Origin of the sequence: Enterobacter sp. RHBSTW-00975, from assembly GCF_013615235.1 — a bacterium.
Classification (GTDB): Bacteria; Pseudomonadota; Gammaproteobacteria; order Enterobacterales; family Enterobacteriaceae; genus Enterobacter; species Enterobacter ludwigii.
In genome coordinates this window covers 2174863-2191084 of record NZ_CP055883.1, presented here as the reverse complement: position 1 = coordinate 2191084, position 16222 = coordinate 2174863, and the positions used below count along the sequence as shown (strand labels likewise).

Sequence of the window (16222 nt, the reverse complement as noted above, 5' to 3'; positions counted from 1 at the left end):
GTGGTGTTACAGATAAGAAAAAAGATGGGGTTTCTGGACAAAACCTTAAAAAGGGGCTTTCAAATGAAACAAATAAAGTCTTTGTTATTTAAGTAAAATTTTAGAATCGCCGGATGCACATTTTTGCGTTAATTTCAGCATGCGTCAGACACAAAGATTTTCAAAGAAATGTCAGTTTAAGTAACCATAATGCCATATACAACATTAATATCTATGTATATAAATAAACACAGAATTTATTGCTATTTATTAATTTCATTAAAGCATTAATGGTTGCATATTGGTATCACAATGGTTATATCCGCCAGTGTGTTTAATAAAACACAACAATAACATTGCTGTTAACATTTGGAATGAATCACTCACACCGTATTAATAACATTTAAATAATAACCAATGTAAACAATACCGGACATTGATACTCACTTTCGATCAACACCCTTCCCTCTGCGGTAAAATGCTGTAATATGCAACTTATTGCGACATTTTGCGGGATTCACCCATGCACAAAACGGCCAGACAAAAATATGTGCTTGATATCATTAGTGAGCACGGGCAGGCCAGCATTACGGAACTGGCGGACAAACTGCAGGTCTCAGCGGACACCATCCGCCGGGATCTGACCGATCTCGAGAAACAGGGGCTGGCGCAAAAGAACCACGGCGGGGCAATTGCCCTGAATCTGTCGGCCATGAATCGTCAGGGGCGCAATACACTGCTGCCGGAAACCAAACAACGTCTTGGTAAACAGGTGGCGCAGGCTGTTCCGCCAGGTTCGACGCTGTTTCTGGATGCGGGGAGCACGGTAATGGCTGTCGCCTCGTTCCTGAAGGGACCGCTGACAATCATCACCACCTCGCTGGATATCGCGTGGCACTTCAGCGACCGTGACGATATCGAACTGATCCTGCTCGGCGGAAAATGGGATCACAAGCAGCGACTGTTTGCCGGCAGCGCCACCCTCTCCCTGCTGTCACGCTACCGCGCGGATATCGCCATTCTGGGAGCCTGTGCTATCCATGCTGAACTCGGTCTGAGCGCCGGAAAAGAGGCCGATGCCGAGGTCAAACGGGCGATGCTCGCGGCCAGCCATGAGCGCTGGATTGTCGCCGACCATCTGAAACTAAACCGCTGTGAACCGTATCTGGTCAGCGGATTATCCAACATCCAGCACCTCTTTTTAGATCGTCCCTGGCCTGAGCTTGGGGACCCTGGCGCAATGCACATTACGGTTTGCGCGAAATAACGTGGAGAAGGTCATGAGTAAAGTGAAGACAATCAGCATTGCGCTGATCGGGTATGGATTTGTAGGCAAGACCTTCCATGCTCCGCTGATCCAGTCCGTGGACGGCCTTAAGCTGGCGGTGGTTTCGTCTCGTGATGAAGAGAAGGTTAAACGCGATCTTCCTGATGTTCAGGTGGTGGCAACCCCGGAAGAGGCAATTCAGCATCCAGATGTCGATCTGGTGGTGATTGCCTCCCCTAACGCCACCCACGCGCCGCTGGCAACGCTTGCCCTGAATTCAGGCAAACATGTGGTCGTGGATAAACCGTTCACGCTCGACATGCAGGAAGCCCGCGACCTGATTGCCCTGGCGCAAGAGAAGCAACGGCTGCTCTCCGTCTTCCATAACCGCCGCTGGGACAGCGACTTCCTCGGCATTAAGCAGATTATTGAGCAAGGAACCCTTGGCAAGGTCAAACACCTTGAGTCGCACATTGACCGTTTCCGCCCGGAAGTGCGCGTGCGCTGGAGAGAGCAAAACGTGCCCGGTAGTGGTCTGTGGTTTGATCTGGGGCCGCACCTGATTGACCAGACGCTGCAGCTCTTTGGACTGCCACAGTCGGTACAGGGCAATATCGCCACGCTGCGTGACGGCGCGGAAATTAACGACTGGGCACACGTGGTCTTAGATTATCCGCAACATAAAGTGATTTTGCACTGCAGCATGCTGGTGGCTGGCGGAACGGCACGTTTTACCGTTCACGGCGATAAAGGCAGCGTGGTGAAAGCCCGAATCGACCAACAGGAAGCGCAGCTGCTGGCGGGCGTGATCCCCGGCAGTGAGGCCTGGGGCGAGGACAGTGACAGCATGGTGTTCTTTGGTGCAAACGGTGAGCCGCAGACCGTTACCACGCCGAAAGGCGATCAGCGTCAGTACTACATCAACGTGCGTGATGCGCTACTCGGAAAAATCACCAATCCGGTTCATCCGGTCGAGGCGCTGGCGGTGATGGCGGTACTGGAAGCGGCCGTGAAATCCTCAGAGACGGGCACCACTCAGGCGCTGGAGTTAACCCCGGAAGAACGCGCTCAACTGCAATAAAACGCTAAAAAAAAGCCCTGCAGACTGCTGCAGGGCTCGCGGTTATGGGTTACTGGCGTTTTTTTGGCATCATGCGCAGGAGGGTGTTGTCTTTCCAGAAATAGTGATGCATCAGCGCCGCCATCGCGTGCAGACCAATCACAACGTACCCCACGTTGGCCAGCGTCTCGTGCCACTCTTTCAGAACGTCGACCAGATCAAAATTCGATTCTGCCGCGTGCGGCATCACCAGACCAAAGGCTAACCAGTCAGTACCGCGGTTATACATCATGACAATACCAATCAGCGGCAGCGCGATGAACAGCAGATACACCACCAGATGACCAAGATGGGACAGCCCGGTCACCATCGGTTTTGGCTTTGGTTCAATCGGCGGTGCGCGGAATTTAAGGCGAACCACTAAACGCGTCACCATCAACACCAGTACAGAGATGCCGCACGAAACGTGGATCATGTTGATTACCGGCCGGGCGGTGCGTGGGAAGAAGCCTTTGAATTCCATCGCGCAGTAGGCGACGATGATTAACAAAAACACCAGCCAGTGGATAGCAATTTGCAGGCTTGTATATTTAGTACGCATGAGATTTCCTGATAAATAACCGATATCGCGCCAACATAATCCCCTTTCCTTAAAAATTCATTAATTTTTCTGTATGGTTTTTCAAATACTTCCCCTCGCATGAAGCTTCTTCAATTGCCGCCCTGTCCGTGATGGTCTAAGCCTGGATGAGTTCAAACTGTCGCAAAGACGCGTTCACAGGAGTACACCATGAGTAAAATTGGCATTAACGGATTTGGACGCATAGGACGCCTTGTCCTGCGTCGCCTTCTTGAAACCCAGGACAGCAACACCGTCGTCGCCATCAACGATCTCACCTCTCCCAAAGTGCTGGCCTATCTGCTCAGGCATGATTCCAACTACGGTGGCTTCCCGTGGAGCGTAGATTTCACCGAAGACGCCCTGATTGTTGACGGAAAAACTATCGCCGTGTACGCCGAAAAAGAGGCAAAACATATCCCGTGGAAAGCCGCGGGCGTGGATATCGTCGTGGAATGCACCGGCTTCTACACGTCGGCAGAAAAATCACAGGCACACCTTGAGGCCGGTGCCAAAAAAGTGCTGATCTCTGCCCCTGCCGGTGAGATGAAAACCATCGTGTATAACGTGAATGACGATACCATTGACGCCAGTGATACGATTATTTCCGTTGCTTCCTGTACCACCAACTGCCTCGCCCCACTGGCAAAAGCCCTGCACGATGCGTTTGAAATAAAAGTGGGCACCATGACAACCATTCACGCCTATACCGGCACGCAGGCGCTGGTGGATGGCCCGCGCGGGAAAGACCTTCGCGCCTCACGCGCCGCGGCGGAGAATATCATTCCGCACACCACCGGGGCGGCCAAAGCCATCGGTCTGGTGATTCCGGCCCTCAGCGGCAAGCTGAAAGGCCACGCCCAGCGCGTACCGGTGAAAACCGGTTCAGTGACCGAGCTGGTCTCGATTCTGGGTAAAAAGGTCACCGTTGAGGAGATCAACGCCGCGCTGAAAAAAGCGACACAGGGGAATAAATCTTTTGGTTATACCGATGAAGAGATTGTTTCGTCTGATGTGATTGGCTCTCACTTTGGTTCTGTCTTTGACGCCACACAGACCGAAGTTTCAGAGGCTGGCGATCTGCAACTGGTGAAAACCGTCGCCTGGTATGACAACGAATACGGTTTCGTCACCCAGCTGGTGCGCACGCTGGACAAATTCGCCTCGCTGTAATGCCTGTCCCCTCTCCGCGGAGAGGGGAAAACCGCAAACGGCCTCTGCTCAGAGAAGCGACCGGTGGTTCAGGGCATCCGTAAGCACAGGATCCTGCTTTAATCGTGCCCACGCTGCAGTCACCTCGTCGGGGAATTCAACATGTGCAATAAAATCACGCCCGGCCGGGCCATAGCCGTTCATGTCATCACAGAGTCGCGGAAGCTCGCCTAACATGAGCGAGAGATAGCGCTCTACCGGCCAGAGGCCAGCGCTCTCCCCGCTGAACACCAGCCCGTTTTCGCCATTCTTCAGCACCGGTGTATAGCCCGGGTGGCTGACCCACTGCGGCGAAGCAGACTCGTCACGGCACACGCGGGCAAAGGTTGCCATCGTGCGGCGCTGCATGGTCGGATCCTGCACGACCAGCACGCGCCCGGACGTCTGTTGATGTTGTTTGAGCATGTTCCAGCTAAAACGCGCGTTTTCTCCGCAGTTGGTTGATTGATCGTCAACCCACACGCGCGCATCAGGGATCTGCCAGAACTGGCGGGCAATATCGGCCAGAATGCTTGCTTCCGCTCGCCCCGTTACCGGGACAGTGTGATAACGCGGATGCTGAGCGATGGCCGCATACAAAAACGCGGTCGAATGGCCAATCCCTCCGCTAATCAGTAACGGAACGTCGTGTTCAGCGGCAAGACGGCAGGCAGCGTCGATAGTCGGCATCACCGCGTTTCCGGCCAGAATAACCCTGTCAACCGCCGCCACGTCGCGGGTATCGCCCAGATCATCCTGTGCCAGCCACTGGCCGACCGTGTTGATTGCCGCCAGGGTTGACTCCGGCAGAAGGGGAAAATGCGTCTGAACCATGGTGATGTCCTCAGTTGCTCTGGTTCAGATTAACGACTTCAGATCGACAAAACAACGGCCTCCCGGGCCGCTCTTTTTCCTTAACCTGTTCTTCAACATTTGATTAACCTGCGAAAATCATATTCACTTGAATTATCATTTGCGGCAAACGTAGAATCGTTAGCCCACTCATTATTCAATTTTTTCTAAGGTAAAAGACGTTATGCGCCTGCCCGAACGCGACCCTTATGCTCCTCGCGAGTGGCAGCCTCATGAGAAACCCGCCCTGTTGGGTTCACCCTCCACGCCAGAACACAGCACGCCAAAACGGATTGCCTACGGGGTTGTCGGTCTGCTGGTGTGCCTGACGGGGGCGCTGGGTAATGCGGTGGTCACCGCCAATCTGCAAAATCTGCAGGGAACCTTCGGGGCCTGGTCGACAGAAATCGCCTGGCTCCCGGCGGTGTATGTAATGACCAACATCTCCATCAACCTGCTGCTGGTGAAATTCCGCCAGCAGTATGGTTTGCGTGCCTTCACGGAAGGTTTTCTGGTGCTGTATGTGCTGGTCACCTTTTTCCACCTGTTTGTAAACGATCTCAGCTCCGCGCTGATGGTGCGTGCCGCACACGGGATGGTGGCCGCCGCGCTCAGCTCCCTCGGTATTTACTACCAGATACAGGCCTGGCCCGCGAAACACCGTCTGAAGGCGCTGACCATCGGGATTACCGGGTCATCGCTCGCTATCCCCCTCGCCCGCCTCTTTTCGACCGAGCTGCTGCAGCTTGACGAGTGGCGCGGGCTTTACTTCTTTGAGCTCGGGCTGGCGCTCATTTCACTGGCCTGCGTGATAGCGTTGAAATTGCCTCCTGGCGACCGGCGCAAGGTCTTCGAGAAAAAAGACTTCATCACCTTCTTTTTACTGGCCCCGGGGATGGCGCTGCTTTGCGCGGTGCTCTCCTTAGGCCGTCTTTACTGGTGGTTTGAAGCGCCGTGGATCGGCTGGTCGCTGGCATTAGCGCTGGTATTAATCGTGTCTGCGATCGTGTTTGAACATAACCGTTCTAACCCGTTGCTGAATACCCGCTGGCTGTCGAGCGGCAGCATCGTGCGTCTCGGGCTCATTATGCTGCTGATCCGCATCGTGCTGGCGGAGCAAAACACCGGCGTTATCGGCTGGCTGCAGTATGTCGGCCTGCAGAATGAGCAGATGACCCACCTGGCGTGGTCTATTTTTGCCGGTATTGTCTGCGGGATTGTGACCAGCTGTTTGACCATCAAGCCCACAAAACTGGCGTGGCCGATCATTACCTCGCTGGCGCTCATGATTGTTGCCTCCCTGCTGGACAGCCAGTCGAACAACCTGACCCGCCCGGACCAGCTGATGCTCAGCCAGTTCCTGCTGGGCTTCGGCAGCGCCTTCTTCCTCGCGCCTGCCATGCTGGCCGCCATTGGCGGGGTAATCGCCGATCCGCGCAACCTGGTGAGCTTCTCGGTGATGTTTGGCATGAGCCAGAACCTCGGCGGCCTGCTCGGCTCTGCCATCCTGGGGACCTTCCAGACCTGGCGCGAGAAATACCACTCCAGCATGCTGGCCGATCAGCTCACAACCCTGAACCCGCTGGTGAATGACCGTATTCAGGCTTACACCGGGCTGTACCGGAGCCTGATTGGCGACAGCTCGCTGCTGGGCACCCAGGCCATCACCCAGCTGCAAACGGTTTCATCGCTTGAGGCAAATATTCTGGCTTATAACGATACTTATTTACTGACGGCGAGCATTGCCGCCGCCACCCTGGTCTGGATTTTATGGCGCTTGCTGCGCCTGCGCCTGACTGCCCGTATGGCCCTGAAGAAGGCAACAGGCAACAAGTAATGAATATGAAGATGATTTCTCTGGAGATGTTATGAGTCAGCAGGATGCCGCTAAAGAGCAGGCCAACACCCGTAAAAATGTTCGTATCGTTTCGGTTTTCACCGCGGCGGCAATCGGTATTGTCGGCGTACTGGTGATCCTCTACGCCTGGCAGCTACCCCCGTTCACCCGCCACTCGCAGTTTACTGATAATGCCTACGTGCGCGGACAGACGACCTTTATCAGCCCGCAGGTTAACGGCTATATCACTGAGGTGAAGGTGCAGGATTTCGACCGGGTCAAAAAGGGCGAGCTGCTGCTGCAGATTGATGACCGTATCTACCGCCAGCGGGTGCATCAGGCCGAAGCGCAGCTGGCGATGAAGATTGCCGCCCTGAACAACAACCTGCAACAGCGCAAAAGCGCCGAAGCGGTGATCGCCAAAAACGAAGCGGCTCTGAAAAATGCCCGCGCCCAGAGTCTGAAATCCCAGGCGGATTTGAAGCGCGTAAAGGACCTGACGGCGGATGGTTCACTGTCTATCCGTGAGCGCGACGCCGCGCTGGCAAGCGCAGCCCAGGGCAGCGCCGACATTGATCAGGCGAAAGCCACGCTGGAAATGTCGCGCCAGGATCTGCAAACGGTGATCGTCAATCGCGGCGCGCTGGAGGCGGATGTGGAAAACGCCAAAGCGGCGCTGGAGCTGGCGCAAATTGACCTGCAAAACACGCGCATTGTGGCGCCACGCGACGGCCAGCTTGGTCAGATCGCCGTTCGTCTGGGGGCTTACGTTACCGCCGGAACCCACCTCACCACCCTCGTGCCGCCTCAGCACTGGGTGATCGCCAATATTAAAGAGACGCAGCTGGCGGAGCTTCGGGTGGGTCAGCCGGTGAAATTCACCGTCGATGCGTTAAATGATAAGGCCTATCAGGGCCGCGTGGAGAGCATCTCTCCGGCAACCGGCGTTGAGTTCAGCGCCATCACGCCGGATAACGCCACGGGTAACTTTGTCAAAATTGCCCAGCGTATTCCGGTGCGAATTGAAGTATTGGGTGACCAGGAAGCCTATCAGCTTCTGCGTCCGGGCATGTCGGTGCAGGTGACCATTGATACGCGGGAGGCGAAGCAATGACCCTTCGCCCGATAGCCGTTCTGATGATGATGACCGTGCTGGCCGGTTGCCAGTCGGTCGACGTGAAACCGGCGCAGCCGTCGCTGCACATCCCCACGCAATGGCGAGCAACAGCAGGCCCGGCAAGCCCAGCAGAACAGCTCTGGTGGCGTAATTTCCACGACAATAATCTGAACCGCTATGTGGACCTGGCGCTTAAGAACAACAGCGACGTGCTGATTGCCCGCGAACGGATTAACGAGTATCAGGCGCGGGTCTACGCGGCCGACGGCAGCCTGTTTCCGTCGCTGGATGCTGGCGTCACGGGCACCCGCGCGCGGACACAATCTGCGGCCACCGGTCTGCCGATCTACAGCAGCCTGTATAAAGGCAGCCTCACCGCCAGCTATGATGTCGATATCTGGGGCGTAAACCGCAGCACCGCGAATGCGGCTGAAGCCTCGCTGGACGCGCAGAAAGCCGCGGCGGCGGCAGCAGATCTTACCGTGGCATCCTCGGTCGCCTCCGGCTATATCACCCTGCTGTCCCTCGATGAACAGCTTCGCGTCACCCGCTCCACGCTGAAGTCCCGGGAAGAGGCATTCACTCTCGCTAAACGCCAGTTTGAAACGGGCTACAGTTCACGCCTGGAGCTGATGCAGTCCGACTCCGAACTGCGCTCCACGCGGGCGCAGGTTCCCCTGCTGCAGCATCAGATTGCACAGCAGGAGAACGCCCTGAGCCTGCTGCTGGGGAGCAACCCGGGCGAGGTCGCGCACAGTGAAAACTTCGCGGCCCTGACGCCCCTGACATTGCCCTCGCAACTGCCCTCCTCGCTGCTTAATCGCCGTCCGGATATTGTGCAGGCTGAAAAGCAACTGGTTGCGGCTGATGCCTCGCTGGCTGCCTCACGCGCCAGCCTGCTGCCGTCGATCAACCTGACCGCAACCGGATCGATACAGGATCGCACGCTCTCCGGCTTACTCGACAACCCGCTGCAGCTCTGGAGCGTCGGCGGCAGCATTCTTGCTCCGCTGCTCAACCGCCAGGCGCTGAACGCACAGGTGGATATTTCGCAGTCCCAGCGCAACCAGGCGCTTTACAGTTATGAAAAAACCGTCCGTAACGCCTTTGCCGAGGTCAATAACAGTCTTGATGCCATCACGCGCTATCAGGAACAACTGACGGAGCTGCTTGCCCAACAAGATGTGGCGCAAGAGACGCTGCGCATAGCGCAAAACCGCTATCGCAACGGCTATTCGTCGTACCTGGATGTGCTGGATGCCCAGCGCACGCTGTTCTCGGTACAAACCAGCGTCGTGCAGGTCAAAAATAACCTGCTGCTGGCGCAGGTTGATTTGTACAGAGCACTGGGCGGAGGCTGGAGCAACGCGTGACCTGATACCCCACAGGCCCTCTCCGGCATGGAGGGGGCGAAAACCGGATCGCAGCGCAACCCGGTGTCTGCCACTCAGGAGTCAATCTATGCAACAACAGTGGTCTGCAGTTGATAATTACATGATCTCTTCACTCATTCCCGAGGATGATATCCTCCAGCGGGTGCTGGAAAACAACCAGCGTGCCGGTTTACCCGAACACGATGTCGCGCCAAATCAAGGGCAGTTGCTGGCGCTTTTTGTCCGCATGACGCAGGCACGGCGGATCCTTGAAATCGGCACGCTGGGCGCCTACAGCACTATCTGGATGGCGCGTGCGCTGCCACCTGACGGGAAGTTGATCACCCTCGAAGCGGACCCCATCCATGCCCGCGTTGCACGGCAGAATATCCAGCTGGCGGGGCTCAGCGATCGGATTGAGCTCATTGAAGGCCCGGCGCTGCACTCTCTTGAACACGTCGGTGATATTCCGCCGTTCGACCTGATCTTTATCGATGCCGATAAGCCAAACAATCCGGGGTATCTGGAGTGGGCACTGTACTACTCACGCCCGGGAACGCTGATCGTCGGGGATAATGTGGTCCGGGATGGCGAAGTGATTAACGCGCAAAGCGACGATGCCCGCGTACAGGGCGTCAGACGATTTATTGAGATGATCGGAGATAACCCGCGCCTGACGGCGACCGCGCTACAAACGGTGGGCAGTAAAGGTTGGGATGGCTTTACCCTGGCCGTGGTGAATCGCTAAACGCAGATGCCCTCTCTCACAGAGAGAGGGCGAACACCCGACGTTACGCCGAAATCTGCTCCATTGCCTGCAAAATACGTTTATCCGAAATGGGATACGGCGTACCGAGCTGCTGGGCAAAGAAGCTGACGCGCAGCTCTTCGATCATCCAGCGGATCGCCTGCACGTCTTCATCGTCACGGCGCGCCGGCGGCAATTTGTTGAGCCACTGCTGCCATGCCTTCTGCACGCTTTCCACTTTCAGCATCTGCGCGCGGTCACGATGCGGATCGATAGCCATTTTCTCCAGACGTTTTTCGATCGCCTGCAGATAACGCAACGTATCGCCAAGGCGTTTAAAGCCGTTGCCGGTAACGAATCCACGGTACACTAACCCGGCCATCTGCGCTTTCACGTCCGACAGCCCCAGCGCCATGGTCATATCCACGCGCCCTTTCAGGCGTTTGTTGATATTGAACACGGTGGTGAGGATCTGCTCGACCTGTTTCGCAATGTCGACCACGGTGTCGTTCAGTTCTGCCCTGACTTTCTCATGCAGTACCGCAAACTCCGCTTCTGACCAGACCGGACCGCCCGCCTCGTGGATAAGCTTGTCCACGCCACAGGAGATGCAGTCGTCAATCAGATCCAGCACTTTACCGTACGGGTTAAAGTAGAGGCCAAGCTTGGCTTTGTTCGGTAACTTCTCGTGCAGATATTTAATCGGTGACGGAATATTAAGCAGCAGCAAACGACGCAGACCACGCCACATCATCTGCTGTTGTTCCTGTGGATTATCAAAGAGTTTGATGGCCACGCTGTCACGCTCATCTACCAGTGCAGGCCAGGCCTTCACCCTGTAGTTGCCGCGTTTTTGCTCATAGCTTTCCGGAAGCTCTCCAAAGCTCCAGATGTGCAATCCGCTCTGCTCGATACCGTCATCAGCTACCGCAGAAAGCGTCTCCTGGACTTTACCTTTCAGCGCCTCTTTCAGTTCGGTCAGCGATCGGCCTTCCTGCAGCTTTTTGTTTTTGTCGTCCACCACGCGGAAGCTGATTTTCAGGTGATCGGGCACCTGATCCCAGTGCCAGTCGTCGCGGTCGACGGTTACGCCCGTCATGCGCCTGAGCTCACGCTCCAGCGAATCCAGCAGCGGCAACTCCAGCGGCGTTACGCGGCCTAAAAACGCGTCGGCATAGTTTGGCGCAGGCACAAAGTTACGACGCACCGGTTTTGGCAGCGATTTGATCAGCGCAATCACCAGCTCGCGACGCAGCCCTGGAATTTGCCACTCGAATCCGCTCTCTTCGACCTGGTTTAACAACGGCAGCGGAATGTGTACGGTGACGCCATCCGCATCCGCGCCCGGCTCAAACTGATAGGTCAGACGCAGCTTGAGAGAGCCCTGATGCCAGAAGTTCGGGTAATCGAGTTTGCTGACCGACTCCGCCCCCTCTTTGATCAACATGCCCTTTTCAAAGTTGAGCAGGTCCGGGGTCTCTTTGCTGGCCTTCTTCCACCAGCTGTCGAAGTGGCGGGCAGAAATCACATCGTGGCTGATACGCTGGTCGTAAAACTCAAACAGCGCCTCGTCGTCGACCAGAATGTCGCGGCGACGGGATTTATGCTCAAGCTCTTCCACTTCGGCACGCAGTTTGAGGTTTTCACGGAAGAACGCATGACGTGTCTGCCAGTCGCCCTCCACCAGCGCGTGACGAATAAACAACTCGCGGCACAACGCGGGGTCTATCTGGCTGTAGTTAACCTTGCGCGCGCCAACCACCGGCAAACCGTAAACGGTCACTTTTTCGGTCGCCATCACCGCGCCCTGCGCGCGCTCCCAGTGCGGTTCACTGTATGAGCGCTTCAGCAGGTGCTGGGCAACAGGTTCAACCCATTCGGGATCAATGCGCGCCGCAATGCGGCCCCACAGGCGGCTGGTTTCCACCAGTTCGGCCACCATGGTCCATTTAGGCGGTTTCTTGAATAAACCGGACCCCGGGAAGATGGAGAAACGGGCGTTACGCGCCCCGGTATACTCCTGCTTGTCGGCATCCTTCATCCCGATATGGGAGAGCAGACCGGTCAGCAACGCAATGTGAATTTCGCGGTACTCCGCCGGTTCACTGTTAACCGGAATGCCCAGCTCTTTCACCACCTGACGCAGCTGCGTGTAGATATCCTGCCACTCGCGCACGCGCAGATAATTGAGGAAATCGACGCGGCACTGGCGGCGGAACTGGTTCGACGACAGCGCTTTCTGCTGCTCGCCGAGGTAGTTCCACAGGTTCACAAAGGCGAGGAAGTCGGACTCTTTATCGTGGAACCGACGGTGTTTTTCATCAGACGCCTGCTGCTTGTCCATCGGACGCTCGCGCGGATCCTGAATCGAGAGCGCGGAGGTAATGATCATCGCTTCACGCACACAGCCGTGTTTCTGTGCTTCCAGCACCATGCGCGCCAGACGCGGGTCAACCGGCAGCTGGCTGAGCTGACGACCCAGCGGCGTCAGTTTGTAGGCGCTAGCCTGCTCGTCGGTGGTGATGGCACCCAGCTCTTCCAGCAGGCGCACGCCGTCCTGAATGTTGCGCTTGTCCGGCGCTTCGACAAACGGGAACGCGGCGATGTCGCCAAGCCCTAGCGCAGTCATCTGCAGGATGACCGACGCCAGGTTGGTGCGCAGAATTTCCGGGTCAGTAAACTCCGGTCGCGACAGGAAATCGTCCTCGGAATAGAGGCGAATACAGATCCCTTCCGACACACGGCCGCAGCGGCCTTTACGCTGATTAGCGGAAGCCTGAGAAACCGGCTCAATTGGCAGGCGCTGCACTTTGGTGCGATAGCTGTAGCGGCTGATACGCGCCGTACCCGGGTCAATCACATATTTGATGCCCGGCACGGTAAGCGAGGTTTCCGCCACGTTGGTGGCCAGCACAATACGACGTCCGCTGTGCGACTGGAACACGCGGTTTTGTTCGCTGTTTGACAGGCGCGCATACAGCGGCAGAATTTCGGTATGGCGAAGATCGCGCTTGCTGAGGGCGTCAGCGGTATCGCGAATTTCTCGTTCGCCGCTCAGGAAAATCAGAATGTCGCCCGCGCTTTCATTTCCCAGCTCGTCGACGGCATCAAAGATGGCCTGCAGCTGATCGCGCTCGGTATCGTCCGCGTCTTCCACTATCGGGCGATAGCGCACCTCCACCGGATACGTTCGGCCAGAGACCTCGATAATCGGCGCATTGTTGAAATGCTTTGAGAAACGCTCCGGATCGATGGTGGCGGAGGTGATGATAATTTTCAGGTCCGGGCGACGCGGTAACAGTTCTTTCAGATACCCGAGCAGGAAGTCGATATTCAGGCTGCGTTCGTGCGCTTCATCGATAATGATCATGTCGTACTGCATCAGCAGGCGATCCTGCTGGATTTCCGCCAGCAGAATACCGTCAGTCATCAGCTTAACCATAGTGTTATCGCTAACGTGGTCGCTGAATCGCACCTTATACCCAATGCAGCCGCCGGGCTGCGTTTGCAGCTCTTCGGCAATACGGTTCGCCACGGTACGCGCCGCCAGACGACGCGGCTGGGTGTGACCAATCAGCCCTTTCACTCCACGCCCCAGCTCCATACAAATTTTCGGCAGCTGAGTGGTTTTCCCTGAACCGGTTTCCCCTGCGACAATCACCACCTGGTGGTCGCGCACGGCGTCAAGAATGTCCTGTTTTTTCTGACTGACCGGCAGGTTTTCCGGGTAGGTAATCTCCGGACGTGCGGCTTCGCGCAGCACGACTTTCCCTGCCGCCTGTTCAATCTCTTTCGCCATCTCCTGATAAATGGCCTGTTGTGCATCAGGATTTTTAACCTTCTTCACCCCGTGCAGACGGCGGGCGAACCGCTGTTTATCACGCAGCATCAGTGAATCAAGCTGTTGCAGGAGCATCGGGAAGGTTAATTTTTGTTGTTCTGTCATAGCGTTAACGGGCAGTGCACTGCCGGGTAAAATCTCTTTTTAATGATTGCTATAGAGTATCACATTGGCGCTTTGAGTGCCTTATTCAAAAAATTCGAACATAGACTTCGATATATTGCGCTATCCCTGCGACAGGATTGTGAATAGAGTGTCAACAAGCAACGGGGCAACCCCCTTCAATCAAATGCAAAAACAGGAATCACCCATGAGCAAAGTATTAGTATTGAAATCCAGTATTCTGGCAGGGTACTCACAGTCTGGTCAGCTCTCTGACTACTTCGTTGAACAGTGGCGTGAACAGCATTCTGCTGATGAAATCACCGTGCGTGACCTGGCTGCAAACCCGATTCCTGTGCTGGATGGCGAACTGGTTGGCGCGCTGCGTCCAGGCGACGCTCCCCTGACGCCACGTCAGCAGGAAGCCCTGGCCCTCTCTGACGAGCTGATTGCTGAACTGCAGGCGCACGACGTTATCGTGATCAACGCGCCAATGTACAACTTCAACATCCCTACTCAGCTGAAGAACTATTTCGACCTGGTTGCCCGTGCCGGCGTAACCTTCCGTTACACTGAAAACGGTCCTGAAGGTCTGGTGAAAGGTAAGCGTGCGATTGTACTGACCAGCCGTGGTGGTATTCACAAAGACACCCCAACTGACCTGGTTGCACCGTACCTGACTCTGTTCCTGGGCTTCATCGGTATCACCGACGTGAATTTCGTGTTTGCTGAAGGTATTGCCTACGGCCCGGAAGTTGCGACCAAAGCGCAGACTGACGCGAAAGCCGCTATCGACAGCCTCGTAGCCGCTTAATCATCCCCCTCTCACCGCCTGGTGGGAGGGTTTCTTTCTGTCCCCGCCGCTAAAAATTCGCTATCATCCGCACCCACTCTTCTGTCGGGCCGTCTGATGTCTGCGATTATAGATTCTTTTATTGCCCCACCGTGTCACGACGAGATCGAGATCCTCTGGCAGGACGAACATCTGGTCCTGATTAATAAGCCTTCCGGTCTGCTCAGCCTTTCAGGCAAAAATCCGCAAAACCGCGATTCCGTGCATTATCGACTGGTACAGACGTTTCCCGGCTGCACGCTGGTGCATCGTCTGGATTTCGGTACATCCGGGCTGATGGTGATTGCGCGCAATAAAGCGATTAACGCCGCTCTCTGTCACCAGTTCAGCCAGCGCGCCGTGCGAAAGGTATACAGTGCCCTGCTTTGCGGGCATGTGGAAAACGACGAGGGAGTGATTGATGCCCCGATTGCTAAAGATCCGGCGCTGTTCCCGCTGATGTCGATTTGTGCAATTACCGGCAAGCCCGCACGCTCACGCTATCAGGTGGTGGACCGGTTTTATGATGCGGAACTGCCGTTGACGCGGGTCAGACTGACCCCGGAGACCGGGCGAACCCACCAGCTGCGTATTCACTGCCAGCAGTTGGGCTACCCTATTTTAGGCTGCGATCTGTATGGTGGTCTTGCACTGCCGGGCACCGAACCGATACCGCGGCTGATGCTGCACGCCAGTGAGCTGGATTTTGTGCATCCGGTGAGCGCAGAGGCAATTAACGCCCGTCACGCCGCACCGTTTTAAGCGCTGCTTACCACATCAAATCGTCAGGAATTTTGAAATCTGCGTACGGATCGTCTTCATCCTGCTCTTCCTGACTCAGGGCACTATTTAACACGATACTCTCGGCATCGCGCTGGGCGATTTTATCGGCCACCACTGCCGGGATAATCGCATAGTCGCAGTCGCCATTGGCATTAATCACCAGACGCGCAATCGCCAGGCGGCCATTGATCAACTGGGCCTGCGTCTGCTTGTCGACCTCGATTTTTTTGATGAGATTGCCGTCGGTAAAGTTAAAGGCGATGGTGCCTCTGTTCACGGTGATGCGGTTCATTTCGATCAGCTGCTTGACCTGCGCTTTAAACTCTTTCGCCAGCGTCGCTTGCTTCTGTTGCTCGCTCAGCTGCTTGTCACGCTCGAGCTGCGCTTTTTTATTCTCTTCTACTGCTTCCCTTGCTTCACGGGCCTGAACGCGCGATTTCTTGGCCGTGCGCTGAACTTTAGCCATCTTTTTACTGCTGACTAAGCCTGCTTTCAGCATCTGCTCTTGTAGGGTGAGTTTTGTCATGATCGTTTCTAAACCGTATTGAAATTTTGGGGATTATACCTGGAAAGGCGCTGTTCATGAAGATAGCTCATGTTGCAGTGAAATTAAGTCACTTC

The 16222-nt window shown here is 55.8% G+C and carries 13 protein-coding genes; 9 read left to right on the top strand and 4 right to left on the bottom strand.

All coding sequences use genetic code 11. From position 1 onward, the window contains the following. Positions 1 to 502 precede the first annotated feature (502 nt). Together HV340_RS10625 and HV340_RS10620 are read left to right on the top strand one after the other, a co-directional pair. Positions 503 to 1246 carry a DeoR/GlpR family DNA-binding transcription regulator gene (locus HV340_RS10625; protein ID WP_020884208.1) on the top strand — a complete coding sequence of 248 codons (744 nt, stop codon included), beginning with the start codon at positions 503 to 505 and terminating at the stop codon, positions 1244 to 1246. Between the two features lie 13 nt (positions 1247 to 1259). Continuing rightward, positions 1260 to 2327: an oxidoreductase gene (locus tag HV340_RS10620; protein WP_181216521.1), complete on the top strand. Its 1068-nt coding sequence runs from the start codon at positions 1260 to 1262 to the stop codon at positions 2325 to 2327. A 49-nt stretch (positions 2328 to 2376) separates the two neighbouring features. Here HV340_RS10620 and cybB read toward each other — a convergent pair whose 3' ends face one another. Next, positions 2377 to 2907, bottom strand: coding sequence for a cytochrome b561 (gene cybB, locus HV340_RS10615; protein ID WP_025204247.1), 531 nt, complete (start codon positions 2905 to 2907; stop codon positions 2377 to 2379). Between the two features lie 189 nt (positions 2908 to 3096). Here cybB and gap point away from each other — a divergent pair, with 189 nt between their 5' ends. Continuing rightward, positions 3097 to 4098 (top strand): type I glyceraldehyde-3-phosphate dehydrogenase, encoded by a 1002-nt coding sequence (gene gap, locus HV340_RS10610; RefSeq protein ID WP_020884211.1) that lies wholly within the window; start codon positions 3097 to 3099, stop codon positions 4096 to 4098. A 48-nt stretch (positions 4099 to 4146) separates the two neighbouring features. On the opposite strand, the gene HV340_RS10605 is transcribed toward gap, so the two are convergent. Further along, positions 4147 to 4950 carry a YdcF family protein gene (locus HV340_RS10605; RefSeq protein WP_181216520.1) on the bottom strand — a complete coding sequence of 268 codons (804 nt, stop codon included), beginning with the start codon at positions 4948 to 4950 and terminating at the stop codon, positions 4147 to 4149. A gap of 202 nt (positions 4951 to 5152) precedes the next feature. Here HV340_RS10605 and HV340_RS10600 point away from each other — a divergent pair, with 202 nt between their 5' ends. From HV340_RS10600 to HV340_RS10585, 4 genes are all read left to right on the top strand, one after another. Then, positions 5153 to 6805 (top strand): MFS transporter, encoded by a 1653-nt coding sequence (locus tag HV340_RS10600; RefSeq protein WP_032681063.1) that lies wholly within the window; start codon positions 5153 to 5155, stop codon positions 6803 to 6805. 31 nt (positions 6806 to 6836) lie between these two features. After that, positions 6837 to 7919, top strand: a complete 1083-nt coding sequence (locus tag HV340_RS10595; RefSeq protein WP_014169974.1) for an HlyD family secretion protein — start codon at positions 6837 to 6839, stop codon at positions 7917 to 7919. Beyond that, positions 7916 to 9295, top strand: a complete 1380-nt coding sequence (locus HV340_RS10590; protein ID WP_181216519.1) for an efflux transporter outer membrane subunit — start codon at positions 7916 to 7918, stop codon at positions 9293 to 9295. The genes HV340_RS10595 and HV340_RS10590 overlap by 4 nt, the downstream gene beginning before the upstream one ends. Positions 9296 to 9383: 88 nt before the next feature. Then, positions 9384 to 10043: an O-methyltransferase gene (locus tag HV340_RS10585; RefSeq protein WP_063215367.1), complete on the top strand. Its 660-nt coding sequence runs from the start codon at positions 9384 to 9386 to the stop codon at positions 10041 to 10043. A gap of 43 nt (positions 10044 to 10086) precedes the next feature. Here HV340_RS10585 and hrpA read toward each other — a convergent pair whose 3' ends face one another. Further along, entirely contained in the window at positions 10087 to 13989 is a 3903-nt protein-coding gene (gene hrpA, locus HV340_RS10580; RefSeq protein ID WP_181216518.1) for an ATP-dependent RNA helicase HrpA, read from the bottom strand. 205 nt (positions 13990 to 14194) lie between these two features. On the opposite strand from hrpA, the gene azoR reads away from it, so the two are divergent. Both azoR and HV340_RS10570 read left to right on the top strand, forming a co-directional pair. Then, the gene (gene azoR / locus HV340_RS10575; RefSeq protein ID WP_025204253.1) at positions 14195 to 14800 is read left to right on the top strand and encodes an FMN-dependent NADH-azoreductase; all 606 of its coding nucleotides are present in this window, start codon (positions 14195 to 14197) and stop codon (positions 14798 to 14800) included. Between the two features lie 96 nt (positions 14801 to 14896). Continuing rightward, on the top strand, positions 14897 to 15580 hold the full coding sequence (locus HV340_RS10570) for an RluA family pseudouridine synthase (protein ID WP_047955576.1): 684 nt from the start codon (positions 14897 to 14899) through the stop codon (positions 15578 to 15580). A 7-nt stretch (positions 15581 to 15587) separates the two neighbouring features. Here HV340_RS10570 and HV340_RS10565 read toward each other — a convergent pair whose 3' ends face one another. Further along, positions 15588 to 16127, bottom strand: a complete 540-nt coding sequence (locus tag HV340_RS10565; protein WP_181216517.1) for a DUF2058 domain-containing protein — start codon at positions 16125 to 16127, stop codon at positions 15588 to 15590. Positions 16128 to 16222 lie beyond the last annotated feature (95 nt).

Coding starts and splice junctions, on each gene's coding strand:
- HV340_RS10625 (WP_020884208.1), top strand. CDS start 503: ATGCACAAAACGGCCAGACAAAAATATGTGCTTGATATCATTAGTGAG.
- HV340_RS10620 (WP_181216521.1), top strand. CDS start 1,260: ATGAGTAAAGTGAAGACAATCAGCATTGCGCTGATCGGGTATGGATTT.
- cybB (WP_025204247.1), bottom strand. CDS start 2,907: ATGCGTACTAAATATACAAGCCTGCAAATTGCTATCCACTGGCTGGTG.
- gap (WP_020884211.1), top strand. CDS start 3,097: ATGAGTAAAATTGGCATTAACGGATTTGGACGCATAGGACGCCTTGTC.
- HV340_RS10605 (WP_181216520.1), bottom strand. CDS start 4,950: ATGGTTCAGACGCATTTTCCCCTTCTGCCGGAGTCAACCCTGGCGGCA.
- HV340_RS10600 (WP_032681063.1), top strand. CDS start 5,153: ATGCGCCTGCCCGAACGCGACCCTTATGCTCCTCGCGAGTGGCAGCCT.
- HV340_RS10595 (WP_014169974.1), top strand. CDS start 6,837: ATGAGTCAGCAGGATGCCGCTAAAGAGCAGGCCAACACCCGTAAAAAT.
- HV340_RS10590 (WP_181216519.1), top strand. CDS start 7,916: ATGACCCTTCGCCCGATAGCCGTTCTGATGATGATGACCGTGCTGGCC.
- HV340_RS10585 (WP_063215367.1), top strand. CDS start 9,384: ATGCAACAACAGTGGTCTGCAGTTGATAATTACATGATCTCTTCACTC.
- hrpA (WP_181216518.1), bottom strand. CDS start 13,989: ATGACAGAACAACAAAAATTAACCTTCCCGATGCTCCTGCAACAGCTT.
- azoR (WP_025204253.1), top strand. CDS start 14,195: ATGAGCAAAGTATTAGTATTGAAATCCAGTATTCTGGCAGGGTACTCA.
- HV340_RS10570 (WP_047955576.1), top strand. CDS start 14,897: ATGTCTGCGATTATAGATTCTTTTATTGCCCCACCGTGTCACGACGAG.
- HV340_RS10565 (WP_181216517.1), bottom strand. CDS start 16,127: ATGACAAAACTCACCCTACAAGAGCAGATGCTGAAAGCAGGCTTAGTC.